At 63.1% G+C, this 18,988-nt stretch carries 17 protein-coding genes; 10 read left to right on the forward strand and 7 right to left on the reverse strand.

Features of this window, described 5'->3' with window-relative positions; genetic code table 11:
• Positions 1-2: 2 nt before the first annotated feature.
• Positions 3-1,358, forward strand: a complete 1,356-nt coding sequence (gene ilvA / locus H290_RS0105685; RefSeq protein ID WP_020105808.1) for a threonine ammonia-lyase IlvA — start codon at positions 3-5, stop codon at positions 1,356-1,358.
• Positions 1,359-1,457: 99 nt separating this feature from the next.
• On the opposite strand, the gene treZ is transcribed toward ilvA, so the two are convergent.
• Positions 1,458-3,173, reverse strand: a complete 1,716-nt coding sequence (gene treZ / locus H290_RS0105690; RefSeq protein ID WP_028462835.1) for a malto-oligosyltrehalose trehalohydrolase — start codon at positions 3,171-3,173, stop codon at positions 1,458-1,460.
• Between the two features lie 308 nt (positions 3,174-3,481).
• Here treZ and H290_RS0105695 point away from each other — a divergent pair, with 308 nt between their 5' ends.
• The 9 genes from H290_RS0105695 to H290_RS27890 are packed head-to-tail and all read left to right on the forward strand — an operon-like array spanning position 3,482 to position 12,760.
• A complete protein-coding gene (locus H290_RS0105695) occupies positions 3,482-4,345 on the forward strand; it encodes an ABC transporter permease (RefSeq protein ID WP_028462836.1) in 864 nt (287 codons plus the stop codon).
• 1 nt (position 4,346) lies between these two features.
• The gene (locus H290_RS0105700; protein ID WP_020105811.1) at positions 4,347-5,213 is read left to right on the forward strand and encodes an ABC transporter permease; all 867 of its coding nucleotides are present in this window, start codon (positions 4,347-4,349) and stop codon (positions 5,211-5,213) included.
• Positions 5,214-5,217: 4 nt separating this feature from the next.
• Entirely contained in the window at positions 5,218-6,510 is a 1,293-nt protein-coding gene (locus H290_RS0105705; RefSeq protein WP_020105812.1) for an MlaD family protein, read from the forward strand.
• Positions 6,507-7,529, forward strand: coding sequence for an MCE family protein (locus H290_RS0105710; protein ID WP_020105813.1), 1,023 nt, complete (start codon positions 6,507-6,509; stop codon positions 7,527-7,529). The genes H290_RS0105705 and H290_RS0105710 overlap by 4 nt, the downstream gene beginning before the upstream one ends.
• A complete protein-coding gene (locus H290_RS0105715; protein WP_231373506.1) occupies positions 7,526-8,530 on the forward strand; it encodes an MCE family protein in 1,005 nt (334 codons plus the stop codon). Before H290_RS0105710 ends, H290_RS0105715 begins: the two co-directional genes overlap by 4 nt.
• The gene (locus H290_RS0105720) at positions 8,524-9,633 is read left to right on the forward strand and encodes an MCE family protein (protein WP_020105815.1); all 1,110 of its coding nucleotides are present in this window, start codon (positions 8,524-8,526) and stop codon (positions 9,631-9,633) included. The genes H290_RS0105715 and H290_RS0105720 overlap by 7 nt, the downstream gene beginning before the upstream one ends.
• Positions 9,630-10,748: an MlaD family protein gene (locus H290_RS0105725; protein WP_020105816.1), complete on the forward strand. Its 1,119-nt coding sequence runs from the start codon at positions 9,630-9,632 to the stop codon at positions 10,746-10,748. Before H290_RS0105720 ends, H290_RS0105725 begins: the two co-directional genes overlap by 4 nt.
• A gap of 10 nt (positions 10,749-10,758) precedes the next feature.
• On the forward strand, positions 10,759-11,916 hold the full coding sequence (locus H290_RS0105730) for an MlaD family protein (protein ID WP_020105817.1): 1,158 nt from the start codon (positions 10,759-10,761) through the stop codon (positions 11,914-11,916).
• 55 nt (positions 11,917-11,971) lie between these two features.
• Complete coding sequence (locus H290_RS27890; RefSeq protein ID WP_020105818.1) at positions 11,972-12,760, forward strand: hypothetical protein; 789 nt, start codon at positions 11,972-11,974, stop codon at positions 12,758-12,760.
• A gap of 33 nt (positions 12,761-12,793) precedes the next feature.
• On the opposite strand, the gene H290_RS0105740 is transcribed toward H290_RS27890, so the two are convergent.
• The 6 genes from H290_RS0105740 to H290_RS0105765 all read right to left on the reverse strand — a co-directional run bounded on the left by H290_RS0105740 (position 12,794) and on the right by H290_RS0105765 (position 18,942).
• Positions 12,794-13,516 carry a Clp protease N-terminal domain-containing protein gene (locus H290_RS0105740; RefSeq protein WP_020105819.1) on the reverse strand — a complete coding sequence of 241 codons (723 nt, stop codon included), beginning with the start codon at positions 13,514-13,516 and terminating at the stop codon, positions 12,794-12,796.
• Between the two features lie 61 nt (positions 13,517-13,577).
• On the reverse strand, positions 13,578-14,687 hold the full coding sequence (locus H290_RS0105745) for an ABC transporter ATP-binding protein (protein ID WP_020105820.1): 1,110 nt from the start codon (positions 14,685-14,687) through the stop codon (positions 13,578-13,580).
• Positions 14,688-14,701: 14 nt separating this feature from the next.
• On the reverse strand, positions 14,702-15,577 hold the full coding sequence (locus tag H290_RS0105750) for a carbohydrate ABC transporter permease (protein ID WP_020105821.1): 876 nt from the start codon (positions 15,575-15,577) through the stop codon (positions 14,702-14,704).
• Entirely contained in the window at positions 15,577-16,539 is a 963-nt protein-coding gene (locus tag H290_RS0105755; protein ID WP_020105822.1) for a carbohydrate ABC transporter permease, read from the reverse strand. Before H290_RS0105755 ends, H290_RS0105750 begins: the two co-directional genes overlap by 1 nt.
• A 4-nt stretch (positions 16,540-16,543) precedes the next feature.
• Entirely contained in the window at positions 16,544-17,950 is a 1,407-nt protein-coding gene (locus H290_RS0105760) for a sugar ABC transporter substrate-binding protein (RefSeq protein WP_081631493.1), read from the reverse strand.
• Positions 17,947-18,942 carry a sugar-binding transcriptional regulator gene (locus tag H290_RS0105765; RefSeq protein ID WP_036518006.1) on the reverse strand — a complete coding sequence of 332 codons (996 nt, stop codon included), beginning with the start codon at positions 18,940-18,942 and terminating at the stop codon, positions 17,947-17,949. The genes H290_RS0105760 and H290_RS0105765 overlap by 4 nt, the downstream gene beginning before the upstream one ends.
• Between the last annotated feature and the right edge of the window lie 46 nt (positions 18,943-18,988).

The following is an 18,988-nucleotide window of genomic DNA, read 5'->3' on the forward strand; positions in this document are numbered from 1 at the left end:
CCGTGACTAGTGGATCTTCGACCGACAACAGCATCGCTCAACCTCTGGATGCCGCCGCCATCGACGCGGCGGCCCAACGCCTCGGTGACGTGGTCGTCGCCACGCCGCTGCAACTCTGCGAGCGGTTGTCGGCGCGCACGGGCGCGACGGTCTACCTCAAGCGTGAAGATCTGCAGTTGGTGCGTTCGTACAAGATTCGCGGCGCCTACAACGTGATGGCACAGCTGACCGAGGCCGAGCGTGCCGCCGGTGTGGTCGCTGCCAGCGCCGGAAACCATGCGCAGGGTGTGGCCTACGCGGCTCGCACCATGGAAATACGGGCCCGGATCTACGTCCCGACCAACACTCCCAAGCAGAAACGCGACCGGATTCGCTGGCACGGTGGGGAATTCGTCGAACTGATCGCCGTCGGAGACACGTACGACGACGCCGCGGCCGCGGGTCTGACCGATGTCGCTGCCACCGGAGCCACCTGGATCCACCCGTTCGACGACACCCGCACCGCCGCCGGGCAGGGAACCATCGCCAAAGAGATCGTTGCCCAGCTCGGTGTGATGCCCGATCTCGTGGTCGTGCCGGTGGGCGGCGGTGGCGCATTGGCTGGAATCACCACCTACCTACGCGCGCACAGTGGGGACGTGCGGATCGTCGGTGTCGAACCGACCGGTGCGATCTCGCTGTCCGCGGCTCTCGTCGAGGGCGGTCCGGTGACCTTGAACAAGATCGATTCGTTTGTCGACGGTGCCGCCGTCAAACGCATCGGGAAAATCGGCCATCAGGTCATGTTCGCCGCCGGCGCGACAGTCGCCTCACATCCGGACCTGCCACCGCTCAGCACGGTTCACCATGATGTCGACAAGTTGCCCGTCGGCGGCTCGCACATCATGCACGTCGACGAGGGTGCGATCTGTTCGGCGATGCTGGAGCTCTACCAGAACGAGGGCATCATCGCCGAGCCCGCCGGTGCCCTGTCGGTGACGTCCCTCGACGACCTCCCGATCGAACCGGGCTGGAATGTGGTGTGCCTGCTCTCGGGAGGCAACAACGACGTCTCGCGGTACGGCGAAGTCATCGAACGGTCCCTGGTACACCGTGGGCTCAAGCACTACTTCCTCGTGGACTTCCCGCAGGAACCCGGCGCACTGCGCCGATTCCTCGACGACGTCCTCGGCCCCGACGACGACATCACGCTGTTCGAGTACGTCAAGCGCAACAACCGGGAGACCGGGGCAGCGCTGGTCGGTGTGGAACTCGGATCGCCGGACGGTCTCGGGCCGCTGCTCGGCCGCATCGACCACTCGCGCCTGACCTGCGAGCGCCTCGAACCCGGGTCCCCGGCGTATCGCTACCTGACCTGACGCACACTCCAACCCCCAGACGAGCCGGAAATACGAGGACGAGCCACAAATATGCGGCTCGTCCTGTTATTCCGGCTCGTTTGCGTTGGTGCCGGTCGGTCAGTCGCGGCGCACGATCACCGCGTTGTGCCCGGACATCGTGTTGTCCGGGGCCGGGGGTTCCCAGGCCAGCAGGACGGTGCCGGCAACCGGTAGCGGTACCGACTTCTCGGTCATCGTCACGACGGTGGTGATCCCGCCGCGATGCAACGCGAACCACGTGCCGTCTGCGGCCCAGTCGGTGGCGACCGAGTCGAAGGTGTCCGCGGCGAGTTCGGGTTCGCGTGCGCGCAGGGCGATCAGGCTGCGGTAGAAGTCGAGGACCCGGGCATGCTCGCCGACTTCGATCTCGTCCCACTGCAGTTTCGACCTTTCGAAGGTCGCCGGGTCCTGCGGATCGGGGACCTCGGCGGCATCCCAGCCGTGTTCGGCGAACTCGGACTTCCGGCCCCGGGCGGTGGCCTCGCCGAGTTCGGGCTCCGGATGGGACGTGAAGAATTGGAAAGGGGAGCTCGCCGCCCATTCCTCGCCCATGAACAGCATCGGGGTGAATGCGGAGGTGAGGACCAGCGCCGCCTTCACCGCGAGCTGACCGGCACTGAGGTATTCGCCGGGTCGATCACCGATCGCGCGGTTGCCGATCTGATCGTGATTGCAGGTGTAGGCGACCAGCGAGGTGGCCGCGACCCGCGCCGGATCGATCGCCGCGCCGTGCCGACGGCGCCGGAAGGACGAGTAGGTACCGGCGTGGAAGAAGCCTTCCCGCAGGACCGTGGACAGACATTCGAGGCTTCCGAAGTCGGCGTAATAGCCCTGGCGTTCACCGGAGACCGCGGTGTGGATCGCGTGGTGGACGTCGTCACTCCATTGCGCGGCAAGACCGTATCCACCGAGCTCACGCGGGGTGATCAGGGTGGGGTCGTTGAGGTCGCTCTCCGCGATCAGCGACAGGGGACGGCCCACCCGGGCCGAGAGTTCGTCGGTGCGGATCTGCAGCTCGTCGAGCAGGTGCAGTGCGGTCCTGTCGACGAGGGCGTGCACCGCGTCGAGGCGGAGACCGTCGACATGGAATACGTCCATCCAGCGCAGCGCCGAGCCGATGATGAACTCACGAACCTCATCGGAGTCGGCTTCGTCCAGATTCACCGACTGACCCCAGGAGTTGGCGCCGGAGGTCAGGTACGGGCCGAAGTTCGGGAGGTAGTTCCCCGACGGGCCCAGGTGGTTGTAGACGGCGTCGACGATGACGCCGAGTCCGCGCAGGTGCGCGGCATTGACGAACCGCGCCAACGCGTCGGGACCGCCGTAGGGCTCGTGGACCGCGTACCAGCCGACGCCGTCGTAGCCCCAGTTGTGGATGCCGTTGACCGCGTTGACCGGCATGAGTTCGACGAACTCCACACCGAGTCCAACCAGGTGGTCGAGTTTGCTGATCGCCGAATCCAGGGTCCCGGCGGGTGTGAACGTGCCGACGTGCAGTTCGTAGATGACGGCCCCGGCGACCCGGCGGCCGGCCCAGTCGACGTCGGTCCAGATCTCGGGCGCGACGTCGTGGACCTGGCTGAGTCCGTGGACGCCGTCGGGCTGACGCTCCGAACGCGGATCGGGGACGGGCTCGGTCGCGCCGTCGATCAGGTATCCGTACCGGGCGCCGGGTGGTGCGTCCACCGGAGAGTCCCACCAGCCGCCGGAGCGCGGCACCATCTGATATCTCGATCCGTCGATCAGTACGTGCATCTGCTGCGCAGCGGGGGCCCACACCGGTAGAAGCGTCACCCCCAAACCGTATGTCCTCGACGCGAAGATCGCTGTTCGTCCAATTGCTCGCATCTGCTGCCGGCAATGCGCTAAGTTAACGGTCAATCGCACCGAATGGCGACTCAGACGAAGACGTGGGCTAGTGTGACTACGCGCAGTGCCGATATTTGGGGGAGCTCACCGGAGTCACGTATTGCATAACTTGCATTACGCCTCCGGCTTTCGCAGAAGGTATGCGTGTTCGACGGTTGGTTTGATATCCATGTGGCAGTATGAGCGAACTCACATGATGCGGTTACGTGTGGCGGGGACAACGAAGGCAGGGTGTGACTACACAATCCGTGACGTCAGGCAGCGGGGGAGCTGCCGTGACGCGCAAGAAGCAGGGACCGCTGAGGCGGTGGTTTCGCGAGCACATAGTTGCCTCGTTCGAGACCTTCGGCCGCCAGATGACGCTGTTTCTCGAAGTCTTCAAAGTTCTCTTTGTCGACATCGTCAAACGGCGGTTCCCGTTCGGTGAGTTCATCCGCCAATGCGCGTTCATGGCGAACACTTCTGTCGTCCCCACATTGCTGGTGGCGATCCCCGTCGGCGTGATCGTCTCGATCCAGGTCGGGAACATCGCCAATCAGATCGGTGCCACATCGTTTTCGGGTGCGGCCACCGGTCTCGGTGTGATCCGGCAGGGCGCGCCGCTGGTGACGTCGCTTCTCCTCGCCGGAGCGGTCGGCTCGGCCATCGCGGCCGATCTCGGTTCCCGCACCATCCGCGATGAGATCGACGCGATGAGGGTGATGGGCGTCAACCCGACCCAGCGACTCATCTCCCCGCGTCTGCTCGCGACGATGGTCGTCAGCTTCCTGCTCTGTGGTTTCGTCTGCTTCATCGGCTTCGTCACCGGTTACGTGTTCAACGTCTACGCGCAGGGAGGTACGCCGGGTAGCTATACCGGCACCTTTGCGTCGTTTGCCAGTCCGGCCGATCTTGCGTTCGCCATTCTCAAAGCGGTGATTTTCGGGGCGATCGTCGCCATCGTGTCGTGCGATCGCGGGCTCAGCACCAAGGGCGGGCCCTCCGGTGTTGCGAACTCCGTCAACGCGGCCGTGGTCAATTCGGTCATCCTGCTGTTCACCGTCAACGTCATCCTGACCCAGATCTTTGCCGTGCTCGTCCCGACGAGGGTGGTCTGACATGGTTGCGTCCAAGTACACGCCCCCGGCGCTCAAACCGGTCGAGTTGGGGAAAAAGGTCTATGAGGGACCTCGCGACGTCCTGGTGCTGATGGGCCACCAGGTCACCTTCCTGGTTCGGTCGGTCGGTGCGGTCCCGATCGCGTTCAAGCACTACAGCAAAGAGATCTGGCGTCTGCTGTCCGACGTCACCTGGGGCAACGGCGCCATCGTGGTCGGCGGCGGCACGATCGGTGTGATCATCCTGCTCGGCATCATGGGTGGCGCCACCGTCGGTATCGAGGGCTACACAGCGCTGAACCTGCTCGGCATGTCACCGGTGACCGGTGCCGTGTCGGCGTTCGCCACGACCCGCGAACTCGGGCCGCTCCTCGCCGCCGTGGCTTTCACGGCGCAATCCGGTTGTCGCTTCACCGCACAACTCGGGTCGATGCGCATCAGTGAGGAGATCGACGCTCTCGAATCGATCGCCATCCGCCCGATGCCGTACCTCGTCACCACCCGGATGATCGCAGCCGTCATCTGCATCATCCCGCTGTACTCGGTCTCCCTCGCCGCGAATTACATCGCGTGCCAGGTGATGTTCCAGTTGCAGAGCGGGCAGGGCAACGGCGTCTATCTGTCGTACTTCTCCCAGTTCATCCTGTCCCGCGACATGGTCTATTCGGTCATCAAGGTTGTCATCTTCGTCATGCTCACGACGTTCATCCAGTGCTATTACGGCTTCTTCGCCTCCGGTGGTCCGGAGGGTGTCGGGGTGGCCGCCGGCCACGCGATCAGGTTGTCGATCATCGTGCTGGTCTTCGCGAACCTTCTGCTGACGCTGGTCTTCTGGGGTCTGTCACCTGGCATCAGGATTTCGGGGTGACGGCATGCAGGTAGACACAACCGGACGAAACCCATCGTCGACGCAGTACCTTCTGCGCGGCGTCGCCTTCGTGATCATCGTGGTGCTGATCCTGGCGGTACTGGCACTGCGATACGACGGGGCCTTCGACGAGAAGGTCGAGGTGACTGCGAGCCTCGAGGACATCGGGGACGGTCTGGTCAGCCAGGCCGATGTGCGGTACAACGGGCTCATCGTCGGTGCGGTCACGTCGATCGACGCCACCGACACCACGTTGTCGAACGTGAACATCAACATCATTCCTGAGCAGGCGCCGGGCATTCCGGCCAACGTGACCGCCCGCACGGTTCCGAGCAACCTGTTCGGAGTGAACTCGGTGGAGCTGATCCCACCGACCGAACCGGCCGGTCATCTGTCGACCGGGAGCAAGATCGTCGCGGACGAGTCCAAGGAGACGATCGCACTGCAGTCGGTGCAGAACGAACTCCGCGAATTGTTCACGGCGGTACCGCCGGAACAGATCGGTCGCGTCCTGGGCACCATCGCCGAAGCGCTGCGGGGTGGCGGCAATGTGTTCAGCGCATTCGTCGGAACTCTCGATCAGTACTGGGAACAGATCAACGCACAGTTCCCCGACGGGGCGCCGCCGGGATTCGACAACTTCAACGAGTCGATGCGGGGGATCGAAGAGTCGACACCCGAACTCCTCGACGCGATGGGACGAGCGGTCGTGCCGTCCCTGACGATCATCGAGCGTCAGCGTGAACTCGTGAGCACCTTGACCGCCGCACAGGGCATGATCGACGGGCTGCAGACGCTGTTCGCGCGCAACGGCGATGGTGGAATCCGCATCGTCAACGACCTCAACATCATGACCGGGGCGATCGCGGTGGACGCCGAGGCACTGCCACAAGGTCTGCGTGCGCTCAACGTTCTCGCCGGCAAGGTGCTGACCGTGTTCACCGGTACCAACGGCAAGCCCATGCTCAACATCGGGGTCAGTTTCAGCCCGTTCCAGATGTACAAGCACCAGAACTGCCCCGTGTACAACGGCGGTGAATACGGCATCACCCGGGGCCCGGGTTGCACCGGACCAGGCACCGGTACCGGGCCCACCAGTTCGGGCCCGCTGGCGATCACCCCGGCCAGTGCGACCACCGACGCGAACGGTACGTCGACCGGACAACCGGGTGTGGTCACGACCGCCAGCGACAACAAGACATTGGAGGCCGCGCTGGAACGCGAGCCGTCCGCGGCCGACACGCTGATGCTCGGTCCGCTGGTGCAATCCGTACAGGTTCAGGAAGGTGGGAGATGAGTTACCGCAAGCCGTTGATCCGCTTCTGTCTGTTCGCGGTCCTCGCACTCGTGCTGACCTGGACGATCTGGTCGACGCTCGAGCGTTCTGTCCCGGGCGACACGGACAAATACACCGCCTACTTCAACGACGTGTCCGGTCTGCACGAAGGTGACGACGTCCGGATGGCCGGTGTCCGCGTCGGGCGGGTGGCGTCGATCAAACTCGACCGCGACCGCGCCGAAGTGAAATTCGAGGTCCAGGACGACCAGACGATCTTCACCAACACCCAGGCCTCGGTCAAATACCAGAACCTCATCGGACAGCGGTATCTCGGACTGGATCTCGTCGAGGACGCACCCGAGCAGCAGAAGATGAAGAAGGGTTCGACGCTGCAGGTACCGTCGCAGGACTCCTTCGACGTGTCGGCCCTGCTGGCCGGATTCCAGCCGGTGTTCGACACCCTCGAACCGGAGCAGGTCAATCAGCTCTCGGAGAGTCTGGTCCAGACATTCCAGGGCAATCAGGTTTCCCTGAGTTACACGATCGCGCAGGTCGGAGAGGTCGCAGCCGATTTTGCCAACCGTGACCAGGTGATCGCGGCCATCATCACGAATCTCAGTGCGGTGATGGGGGATCTGAGTTCGCAAGGCGAACAGATGCAGGGGCTCGTGACCAACTTGGCAGGACTGATCGAGGGCCTCAATTCCAATTCGCCCGCGCTGGGCGCGGCAGTTGACAGCATCGGCAGTGCGACCGATCGCCTGGGTGGACTGATCGGCCAGATCCGTCCGGATATCGACTCCATCGGCACCGGCCTGAGAACCACGACCAGCGAATTGATCGGTGTCGGCGCCAAACTCGACCAGTTGGCCATCGACCTCCCACTGTTCCTCGTGCACTTCCCGATGGTGATGGGTCAGGGCAACTATCTGAACATCTATGCGTGTGACCTGGACGTATCCATCGGTGGGGTGCTGTTCCCGCCGGGGTTGATCAGTTCGATCGGCGGCAGCGAACACTCGGTGGTGTGCCGATGAGCGCGGTGAGTTCGGATCGAATGCGATCGAGCTGGCACAAGAATCGGTACACCTGGCTCGGTGTGATCGGCTCGGTGGCGTTGCTGGTCATCGTTCTGGCGACGTTCGCGTTGTCGGACGCGGGCATCGGCAAACGTGAGTACACCGGGGACTTCGCTCAGGCCGGAGGCATCCGGGCAGGGGACAAGGTCCGGGTCGCCGGCATCGATGTCGGCGAGGTCTCGTCGACCGAGTTGGCCGGCGATCACGTCAAGATCGACATGGAGGTCGAAAACGACGTCGAGGTGATGGTCGACGGTTCGGCGGAGATCAAACTCTCCACGTTGCTGGGACAGCGGTTCATCGACCTCAAGATCGGGGATTCGACCGAGGAACTGAGTGGCTCCCGCATCCCCAACACGCAGGTGCCATATGACCTGCAGAAGACCATCGAGCGTGGCACCCCCATCCTGGCCGAGATCAACGCCGGTGATCTCGCCGACAGCGTCGACGCGCTGAACAAGCAGCTGGCCGATGCGCCAGGTGTCACCCGGCAGACGTTGGATGCGCTGACGCAGATGTCGCAGGTGATCACCGATCGCACCGACCAGGTCAACATGCTGATCCAGGACACTGCGACGGTGACCGACGTGGTCAACAGCACTCAGTACCAACTGGCGGTGATCGTCGGGCAGGGGCAGCTGCTGGCCCAGAAGATCGCCACCAGGCAGGAGATGGTCGTGCGTCTGCTCGACGGGGTTGCCGAACTGTCCAACGAAATGGAAGCCCTCGCGGCGGAGAACAACAACGAGTTCGCTCCGCTTGTCATGAACCTCAACACGATCTCCGAGGGCATGGAGAAGAACCGGGACAACCTGCGTCACCTCCTCGAGGTGCTGCCGTTGACGGTTCGCGCGATCGCGAACACCACCGGCTCGGGCCCGTATGCGATGGGCTATCTCCCGTGGGGTGTGTTCCCCGACAACTGGCTCTGCTTGGCGAATGTGGTGCCAGGATGCTGAATCGAACCACGGCGGAATTGCGCCGGACCACCGTCATCGTTGCGGTTCTGCTCACCACAGCGCTGGTGGGCTCGGGCTGTTCACTGATTCCCGAGGGCTGGAAACACGCTGCGGGACAATCGATCAAGCTGACCGCCTACTTCGACAGTGTCGCCGGCCTGTACGTCGACAACGACGTGTCGGTGCTCGGGATGCCGGTGGGCCGGGTTCTGTCCATCACGCCGCAGGGTCAACATGTGAAAGTCGAGTTCACCGTCGACTCGGACGTCCCGATTCCCGCCGATGCCACCGCAGCGATCATCAACACCTCCCTGGTGACGACCCGACACATCGAGTTGTCGCCGACGTTTGTCGAAGGGGCGAAGCTCTCCGACGGTGACTCATTGGAAAAGGCGAAGTCGCCGGTGGAGATCGGTACCCTGTTCGACTCGATCGACAACCTGGTCCAGGAGTTCCAATCCGATCCCGACGGCAACGGACCGCTCGGCGACATGCTGACGATTTCGGCCGGCATCTTCGACGGCAACGGCCAGCGTATGGAAACGACGATCGAGGAGCTGCACAAGTTTGCGCAGGTCGGTGTCGACAATGGTGACGCCCTGGTCGAGGTGATCAAGGACATGTCGGAGCTGACCACCGCACTCGTGGACAACTACCCGAAGATGACTGCATTCTCGGCGTCGCTCACCGATGTGTCGCGCATGCTGGGGGAGCAGTCGCCCGGTCTGCAGGCGACACTCGAGGCACTCAACCAGACCCTCAACAACACCGCCACATTCCTCGAGGCGAACACCACCACGCTCGGTGGCTCGATGGGCCGGCTGGCCGGACTGATCAGCAACCTGAGCGACTATTCGCGGCAGTTGGTGGACACGATCGATGTTGCGCCGCTGGCGTTCGAGAACCTCGCGAACTCGGTCTCGACCGAACAAGGAGCTTGGCGGGCACAGCTTTTGGTGGACAAGTCGCTGTTCGACAACGAGCTGCTCACGACATTCTGTGAGGCGATCAACCTGCAGAAAGATGGTTGCCGGACCGGCAAATTGAAGGATTTCGGGCCGGACCTCGGAGTGTTCTCGGCGTTGTTGGAGTTGAACAAATGAGGAACGTGAAGCAGACCAGAAACCGGCTGCGGGCGACCGTGATCGCCGCGCTGGCAGCAACGATGTTGTTGTCGGGGTGTGGCGCGATCCCCTCACTGACCATCGAGCAGCTCCCGATGCCGGCACCGGGTGGGGTCGGTGACGGCTACGAGATCAAGGGTTCGTTCGGGAATGCACTCAACCTGCCGTCGCGGGCGAAGGTGAAGCTGAACGGCAACGACGTCGGGCTGGTCGAGTCGATCACCGCCGACAACTACCAGGCTGACGTCACCATGCTCGTGCGCAAGGACATCGAGCTCCCGGTCGGCACCGGCGCTCAGCTCCGCCAGGCCACGCCGCTCGGCGACGTGTTCGTGGCATTGCTACCGCCGGAGGAAGCCCCCTCTGCGGCAGTGATGCAGTCGGGTGACACGCTGACCGGAGACATGACCGAAGCGGCAACTGTGGAGGATCTGCTGGTGACCGCGACCGCGTTTGTCGACGGCGGCGCGATCAAATACCTGACCGAAATCGTCAACGAGCTCTCCGACGCGATCGGCGGCAAGTCGCCGGAACTGACCGGTCTGATCCAGGGTCTGACCACCGGTGTCAGCCGGCTTGCGATGAACACCGAGGAGATCGACACCTCGCTCGAGTCCCTGAACGGAGTGACCACCGACGTGGCCAACGGCCGGAACCAGTTGGTGGCATCCATCAACACGGTGGGTCCGGCGTTGGCTGTGGTCAACGGTCAGATCCCGTCGATCGTGACGACGATGAACAAGACCAAGGCGGTCACCGATGCGCTCAACGATTTCTTGGACACCCAGAGCGAGAACGCAGTGGAAATGGCCGACAACCTCGCGGCCGACGTCGACGCGTTCGGACGCGCCGCCGGCGAGCTCGGTCCGCTGGCCGACCAGCTCAGGGTCCTGACCCCGAAGTGGGTCGATGCGACGCCGGGCAGTGCTGCGACCGTGTCGGCGAGGGTCTGGTACCTGTCGCCAGGCTTCGGATTCGATTCCCGCAGCAGGCTTCCCGAGATGGAGGATCTCACCAATGGGGTCAACAGCCTGGAACAGACGCTCACCCGAGTGCTGGCGCGTCTGACCGGTACCCGCGGATGTTGTGGGTGAGGGGCGAGCGATGACAGCCTGGTTGCTGAAACACAAGATATTGCTCTCGAACCTTGCCCTGGTGCTCGTGATGTTCGTCGGCGTCGGCTATCTGAGCCTGGGTGTGCTGGGTTGGCGGCCGCTGGACGACCACTACAAATTGACCATCGAGTTCGCCAATTCGGGTGGTGTGCAAGACACCTCGGATGTCACGCTGCGGGGGGCGCCGATCGGTTCGGTGGAGAAGATCCGGACCACCCCGACTTCGGTCGAGGTGACGGTCGTCGTCGACTCCAAGTACAAGATCAGCAAGGACTCGCACATCGCGGCGCTCGGGTTGTCCGCTGTCGGTGAGCAATACGTCGACTTCCAGCCCAGTACCGCTGACGGACCGTACTTCTCGAACGGTGACAAGATCTCGATGACGCAGACGTCGTCGACGGTGGCGTTCCCGAAACTGCTCGAGTCGTCACTCGACGTGGTCCGGCAGATTGATCCGGACAAGCTGAGCATCACCATCAATGAACTCGACATCGCGCTCGACAGCAGCGGCCAGAACCAACTGCGCGCGTTGTTCAACAGCGGCGGCGTGATTTTCACCGATCTCTATCGGGTGCTTCCGGAGACCGTCAAGTTGATCCAGAACAGCGGCACGATCCTGGAGACGACGGCCGGCATCCAGCCTGATCTGGGAACCCTCACCGGTGGAGTTGCCGGACTGATCGACGCCCTGGTCGCGTCTGATCAGGAGTTGCGTGCGTTCCTCGGCAATGCGCCGGCGCAGCTGACAACCTTGAGCGGATCCCTGAATCAGCTGACCGATCCGCTGACGGGTGTGCTCACGCAGTTCCTCGACATCGCCGAGCAGGGTGCGTTGCGGGCCCCGGCCCTGGTGAATCTGTTCCCGTCTATCCGGGATGGTTCGATCACCGCGCAAGCGATGTTCCACGACGGGGCTTGGTGGGCGTTCGGGTCGATCTATCCGCGTCCGTATTGCCAATATCCGGTGCTGCCGGAATCACCGACCGAAGTCCTCGAGGCGTCGGTACCGGTCAACCTGTACTGCGTGACGGAAGACGAGACGCAGGATATTCGCGGAGCCGCCAACGCGCCACGTCCGCCCGGTGATGACACCGCCGGGCCGCCCCCGAACTTCGATCCGAATGCACGTACCGCCCCGTTGGGCTGAGCTGCGGTGTAGCACGCGCCGCCGTCTGACAATTGTGATGAGGTAGAAACGCCGTATGGCCGAGAACAACAATCCCGAATCCGAAAGCGAGCCCACCGAGGGTGTCTCGATCGGAAAGAAGCCGAGCGGGAAGCCCCGACGCAAGGCGACCGCGACTGTGGACCCTGAGCCCGCTGCTGCTGAGGCGACTGCTGATGAGCCGTCAACAAATGCTCCCGTTCCGGGGCGGGTCGAGAGTGACCCGAAAGCGAAGAGCGGCAAGCAGATCACCATCAGCCTCGCGGTTGTCGGCAAGGTGCTTGCCGGTGTGGTCGTCGTTGCACTGCTCGGGGCCGTGATCTTCTTCGGCGTGAACTGGAAGTCGGACCGGGCCAAGCTCGACGCGGCCGCGGATGCGAAGGCTGCGTCCGACTACTTCGTCACCCAATTGCTTGATTCGATGAACACCAGTACGGCCGGTGAGTACGTCAACAAGATGTCGCCACTGACCACAGGTGCGTTCCGGGACAACCTCCTCAACGAGCGGGAGAAGACGCAGTCCGACATCGCGTCGATGCAGCTGAAGATCACACCCGAGATCTGGTCGTCGGGCGTGGTGTCCAACACGAAGGATACGGCCACCACGCTGGTGGTCGCCGAGATCACGGGCACCAGCAGCGTGGCCACCACCCCGGTGACCAACCTGGGAATGTTCGAGCTGACCCTGGAGAAGCACGACGGGAAATGGCTTGTCTCCCAGATGGATCCGGGTCCGTCGAGCACGGGTGTGGGATCAACCGAACCGGGTACCGGGGCAGATCCGAACGCCACCGCTCCGGCACCGGCACCCGCTCCCGCTGGCTGATCGGGGGCCTCTGAATGGCGGTGGGTTCGCCATTCAGAGGTCTGCCAAGGCGGCTACAACACTGTCTTCGATTACGGGTTTTGTCAGGCCGAGCCGGTTGAGTACGCCGTCGTCGTGCTCGTGCTCGAGGAGCGCGAGCAAGATGTGCTCGGTCCCGATGTAGTTGTGGCCCAATCGCAGGGCTTCCCGAAACGTGAGTTCGAGGACCTTCTTGGCATCGTTGTCGTAGGGCGTGAGGTCGGGTAGGTCGGTCACCGGTGAAGGCAAGGTCGTGGTGAGAGCTGATCGCGCGGTGTCGAGTGACACCCCATTGGATGAAATTGCCTTGCTTGCAAGGGATTCGGGGTCAGCAAGGATGCCCAGCGCGAGGTGGGTCGGGCTGATCTCCGCGTTCCCGGCCGCTCGCGCCTCATTCTGGGACGCCATCACCACGTTCTTGGCCCGCGGGGTGAATCTGCTGAAACCCTGGGACGGGTCCAGGTCGTTCGATGACGGCATGTCTTTCGGAACGAACCGCTTCTGCGCGGCCTGCTTGGACACCCCCATGCTCCGTCCGATCTCGGACCACGAGGCACCGCTGCGTCGGGCCTGATCGACGAAGTGCCCGATGAGATGATCGGCCACCTCGCCCAAGTGGTCGGCGGCAATCACGGCGTTCGACAGCTGATCGAGTGCGTCGGGATGAACTGCCTTGATGTTGGATATCAAGTCGTCGAGGCGCACCGGATTGGTCATCTGCGTGGGTTCTTGTGCCATGCGTCAATGCTAGGTTGACGATCCGCGTGTCGTCAACCTTTGGTTGACGATGGGGGTGTGCCTACAGGCTGATGCGTTCTCCTGTTTCAGGGTGGAAGAGATGCACTTTGCCGCTGATCTGCCGCAGCCGGACCGCCTCGCCGATCTTCGCGGGCGAGCGCTGCGGTGAACGTGCGACGAGGCTGAGGCGACCGCCGTCGAGGGTGTGCACGTTGGGGTCTTCCAGATTGGCGTAGACGTAGGTTTCGCTGCCGAGTTCTTCGAGCAGCGCGACCGTGACGCCGAGGCCGTCGCTGCCTTCGGCGAGCGCGAGTTCCTCGGGCCGGATTCCGACGGTCACCTCCTGCAGACCGGACTTCTCGAGCAGGGTTGTCGAGTCGTCGTCGAGGTCGATGGTGGATCCGGCGACGGTGACCACACCGTCGCGTACCGGAGCGGTGAACAGGTTCATCGCCGGCGAGCCGATGAAGCCGGCCACAAAGGCGTTCTTCGGCCGGTCATAGAGTTCGGTGGGCGTGCTGAACTGTTGCAGAACACCCTTTTTCAGCACCGCGACCCGGTCGCCCATGGTCATGGCCTCGACCTGGTCATGGGTGACGTAGACGGTTGTGGTGCCCAGGCGGCGTTGCAGCGCGGCGATCTGGGTGCGGGTTTGGACGCGCAGTTTGGCGTCGAGGTTCGACAGGGGTTCGTCCATGCAGAAGACCTGCGGTTCACGGACGATGGCCCGCCCCATCGCCACGCGCTGGCGCTGGCCGCCGGAGAGTTTTCCGGGTTTGCGGTCGAGGTATTCGGTGAGGTCGAGGACTTTGGCGGCCTCGGCGACCTTGCGCTTGCGTTCCTCGACGCCGATGCCGCGCATCTTGAGTGCGAATCCCATGTTCTCGCCGACGGTCTTGTTGGGGTAGAGGGCGTAGTTCTGGAAGACCATGGCGATGTCGCGGTCTTTGGGGGCCACGCCGACCATGTTGTCGCCGCCGATTTTGATTGCGCCGCTGTCGATCTCCTCGAGTCCGGCCAGCATGCGCAGGGCGGTGGACTTCCCCGAACCGGAAGGTCCGACGAGAACGACGAATTCGCCGTCCTCGATGTCGAGGTTGAGAGAATCGACGGCCAGTGAATCGGCGCCGGGGTAGACGCAGCAGGCGTTTTCGTAGCTGATGGTTGCCATGATGATGCTCCTGGTTACTTGATTGCGCCGAAGGAAAGGCCGCGGACGAGTTTGTTTTGTGCGATCCAGCCGCAGATGACCACCGGCACGGCGGCGACCACCGAGGCGGCGGATAGTTGGGCCCAGTAGAGTCCCTGCCCGGACATGAATCCGGTGAGCGCCACCGGCATTGTCTGGGCGTTGACCGCTGTCATGTTCACCGCGAAGAAGAACTCATTCCACGAAAAGATGACGCAGATCAGGGCGGTGGCGGCGATACCCGGTGAGACGAGGGGCAAGATCACTTCGCGGACCGAGGTCCACAGGCTGGCTCCGTCGATTTCTGCGGCCTCGAGTATTTCTTTGGGGACTTCCAGGAAGAACGAGCGCATCATCCACACCGCGATCGGGAGGTTCATCGACGTGTACAGGATGATGAGAGTCCAGACGTTGTCGAGCATGCCGATCTGACCGACGATGACGTATAGCGGGATGATCACCGCGACCACCGGCAACATCTTTGTACTGATGAAGAAGAAGAGCGCGTCGGTGGTCTTCTTCACCGGTCGCAGCGACAGCGCGAAGGCGGCCGGAACACCCAGTAGCAGAACGAAGGTGGTGGAGACGACGGTGACGAACAGTGAGTTCAGCAGTGCGGTGCCGACGCCGGCGTCGAAGACCTCCTTGAACTGATCGAGCGTGGGGGTGAAGAAGAAGGTCGGTGGGTCGGTGGCTGCCTGGCTCTCCTGCTTGAAGGCGGTCAGCACCATCCACGCGACCGGAAAGAAGAATCCGATGGCGAGGATCCAGGTGAACGTGGTCAGCAGGGCCCCGCCCGGATTGCGTCGCTTCTTGATGTCCTTGATGTCGGTGTGTGGCTGTGCCGGTAACTTGTTCAGTGTGGTGGACATCAGATTCCCTCCTCTTTGCTGAAGCTCTTGAAGATAAGGCGCAACGCGAGGGTGGACAGGATGATCGTGGCGACCACCGTCACCACACCCATCGCTGCGGCCTGACCGACGTCGAAGCCGAGGAATGCGCGTTGGTAGATGTAGAACGGCAGGTTGGAGCTGGCCACACCCGGACCACCTGCGGTCATCATGTACACGGCGTCAAAGGTGTTGACCAGATAGATGGCGCCGAGTACCGCACCGAGTTCGATGAACCTACGCAGGTGGGGCAATGTCAGCTCGCGGAACAGCCGGAAGCTGGTGGCGCCGTCGACTCGAGCGGCCTCCTGGATGTCCTTGGGCATGGACTGCAGGCCGGCCAGGATCAGCAGCATCATGAAAGGTGTCCACTGCCAGATCAATTCGGCCATCACGCTCGCCAGGGGGAACTTGCTGAGCCAATCGGTGTCCTCGACGCCGAAGGGGCTCAGGGCCCAGTTGACCAGGCCGTTGGTGGGGGAGAGCAGGCTGGTCTTCCACAGCAGTGCGGCCGCGACCGGGGTGAGCAGAAATGGGGTGATCAGCAGGGTGCGGACGACGCTGCGGCCGATGAACTTGCGGTCGAGCAGGATTGCGAAGAACAGTCCGAGCAGTACCGAGAGGATGACTGTCCCCACGATCATGACCACCGTGTTCCACGCGACTGTGCGGAACTGGCTGTCGGTGAAGACGTCGACGTAGTTGTTGAGTCCGTTGAACTCTCGTGATCCGGGTCGGACGAGGTTCCACGACTGGGTCGAGTAGTAGAGGGTGACGATGAACGGGATCTGGGTGGCCACGATCATGAAGATCATGGCCGGGAGCAGGGGACCCCGGCGGCGCCAGCCCTCAGCGCGTGAGATGTTGTCGCGTTTGGATGTTATCGGTGGCGGGGCCGATCCGGGGTTCGGCTCGGCACCTCGTTCAGCGAGTGTGGTGGCCATGTCCTCACTGCTCCTTCTGGTAAGACTCGCCCACTACCTCGGCATACTTCTGGGATTGTTCGAGCGCTTCGTCGACACTGATCTGTCCGGCGATCGCCGCGCTTATCTGTTGGCTCACCCGGGTACCGAGGTCTTGAAACTCGGGGATGGCCAGGAACTGGATCCCGGTGTACGGCACCGGATCCACGGTCGGATGCTGTTGATCTGCGGCCCGCATCGACTCGAGGGTCGCTTCGGCGAAGGCTCCGGAGATCTCCTTGTATGCCGGTAGCTCATAGGTCGACAGACGACTACCGGGCGGGATATGGCTGGCACCGAGCTGATCGGCAACCATGCTGATGTAGTCCTTGCTGGTCATCCATTCGATGAACTTCCAGGCTTCCTCTTTCTTCTTGCTGCTCTCCGGGATGCCGAGCGACCAGGTGTACAGCCAACCGTTGTCTCCCTTGACCATTGCCGGTGCCGGTACATACCCGACATCACCGGCGATGTTGCTGTCCTCGGGACTTTCCAGTACCGATACGGCCGAGGTCGCGTCGTACCACATGGCGACCTGGCCCTGCGACATCAGGTTTGCGCACTCCTGGAAACCTGTTGAGGCGGCGCCGGGTTCGCCGTATTTGCGGACAGTGTCCACATAGAACTGGACCGCCTCTTTGACTTCGGGGCTGTCGAGCTGGGCATTCCAGTTCTCATCGAACCAGCGGCCGCCGTAGGCGTTGATCACGGTGTCCAACGGTGCGAGGGTTTCGCCCCACCCCGGCTTTCCGCGCAGACAGATTCCGGAGACATCACCCTTGTTGAGGGCTTTGGCGGCCTCTTGGACCTCTGGCCAGGTGGGCTCGGGAGGCATGGTGATGCCCGCGTCGGCGAACATCTTCCTGTTGTACATCAGGAACGACGACTCGCCGTAGAACGGGACCGAGTACATGTTTCCCTCATACGAGAGAGCATCTTTGAGTGTCGGGATGAAATCGTCGGGATCGTAGTCCGGACTGGCTTCGATGAACGGGGTCAGGTTTGTGAGCCACCCGTTCTCGGCCCACATCTGGGTTTCGTAGTTGCTGATCATCACCACGTCGAACTCACCGCCGCCGGTGGCCACGGAGGCCGTGATCTTCGCGCGGGACTGATTCTCGGACAGGGTGACGAACTTCAGCTTGATGCCGGGGTTCTCTTCCTCGAACTGATCGGACAGCGAAACCGCGTCCTGCATCTGCGAATTCGACACCATCGCTATCGTGACGGCATCGTCGCCACCGTCGGTGAACGAGCCGGCGCCGGCGCACGCTGTTGCTGTCAACGCGACAGCCGTCACCAGCGCCAGTGGCCCGAGTAGTCGGCTTTTTCTCCGCCGCCGCGAGCCGGTTGTGTCGGCGCCGTCTGCGCGCGACCCGGGTAACCCAGTCATGGTTGACCTTTCTGTTGCGAGATGAGCCAGTGCGCGCAGGTCAGATCGGTCACCAGCGTGGTCACCATCCCGCCCCGCAGAGCACCCAGAATCGACTCTTGGCGGTGCGCTCCACCAGACACGAGAAACGTTGTGCGGCAATCGCGCACGATCTCCAGCGGTATCGACACCGTGCGGTTGACGAGGGATGAGGAGACCGGGATCCCGTCGGCGTCGTAGAACCGGCCGCCGATTTCGCCGACCGCACCGAGGCCGGCGAGTTCGTCGAGAATGGCGGTGTCGAGGTAGGCACCTTCGAAGAGGGTGGTCGAGGTCGACACCGATCCGACGCCGAAGACCATGACGTCCGATTCTTCGGCCGCCCGAAGTGATTGGGCGATGATCGAATCACGCTTCATTGCGGTGACTGTTTCTGAATCGACGTACAGCGGCGTCATCAGTCGGAGTGGCTGTGCGCCCAGTCGCTCGGCGAAGCGGGACAGCGCTTGATCGACCCCGGTGTGGTACTCGACCGAGGTCATCGAACCGTCCATCTGCACCACACGCTTGCAGGTCGCTGCTCGTGGGCCGATCGAATCTGCGGTCGCGACCGTTTCCGGTCCCCAGGTGAACCCGAGGGTGTCGTCTGGCTTCAGCCGGCGGACCAGGGCTGACGCGGCCGCGCGACCGAGTGCCGCATTGCCGGCGGCCGACCCGTCCGCGGGTTGATCGATGATGAGCGCCTCGTCGAGACCGAACAATTTCTCCAGGATCCGCTCTTCCTCGGTGTGGATGGACCCGGCGAGGTGAGGCGGCGCATCGACGACCACGCGCACCAGGCCCTGGGCCCGGGCGCGGGCAATGAGCCGTCCCGCCGTCGCACGGGACAGCCCGAGCCGGGCGGCGACCTCGGCCTGGGTCAATCCGTCGAGGTGGTACATGGTGGCCGCGCGTACCAACAGGCGCAGGTCTTGGCCTGTGTCTACGGACGGCTCGAGTGGTGACGCGTTCACCGCGTGCTCCTCGCTAGAGTGTGAGCATCTGCTCACTGGATGTTCA

This window comes from Nocardia sp. 348MFTsu5.1, from assembly GCF_000383535.1.
Taxonomy (GTDB): domain Bacteria; phylum Actinomycetota; class Actinomycetes; order Mycobacteriales; family Mycobacteriaceae; genus Williamsia; species Williamsia faeni.

Coding starts and splice junctions, on each gene's coding strand:
- H290_RS0105700 (WP_020105811.1), top strand. CDS start 4,347: ATGGTTGCGTCCAAGTACACGCCCCCGGCGCTCAAACCGGTCGAGTTG.
- H290_RS0105705 (WP_020105812.1), top strand. CDS start 5,218: ATGCAGGTAGACACAACCGGACGAAACCCATCGTCGACGCAGTACCTT.
- H290_RS0105710 (WP_020105813.1), top strand. CDS start 6,507: ATGAGTTACCGCAAGCCGTTGATCCGCTTCTGTCTGTTCGCGGTCCTC.
- H290_RS0105715 (WP_231373506.1), top strand. CDS start 7,526: ATGAGCGCGGTGAGTTCGGATCGAATGCGATCGAGCTGGCACAAGAAT.
- H290_RS0105720 (WP_020105815.1), top strand. CDS start 8,524: ATGCTGAATCGAACCACGGCGGAATTGCGCCGGACCACCGTCATCGTT.
- H290_RS0105725 (WP_020105816.1), top strand. CDS start 9,630: ATGAGGAACGTGAAGCAGACCAGAAACCGGCTGCGGGCGACCGTGATC.
- H290_RS0105730 (WP_020105817.1), top strand. CDS start 10,759: ATGACAGCCTGGTTGCTGAAACACAAGATATTGCTCTCGAACCTTGCC.
- H290_RS27890 (WP_020105818.1), top strand. CDS start 11,972: ATGGCCGAGAACAACAATCCCGAATCCGAAAGCGAGCCCACCGAGGGT.
- H290_RS0105740 (WP_020105819.1), bottom strand. CDS start 13,516: ATGGCACAAGAACCCACGCAGATGACCAATCCGGTGCGCCTCGACGAC.
- H290_RS0105745 (WP_020105820.1), bottom strand. CDS start 14,687: ATGGCAACCATCAGCTACGAAAACGCCTGCTGCGTCTACCCCGGCGCC.
- H290_RS0105750 (WP_020105821.1), bottom strand. CDS start 15,577: ATGTCCACCACACTGAACAAGTTACCGGCACAGCCACACACCGACATC.
- H290_RS0105755 (WP_020105822.1), bottom strand. CDS start 16,539: ATGGCCACCACACTCGCTGAACGAGGTGCCGAGCCGAACCCCGGATCG.
- H290_RS0105760 (WP_081631493.1), bottom strand. CDS start 17,950: ATGACTGGGTTACCCGGGTCGCGCGCAGACGGCGCCGACACAACCGGC.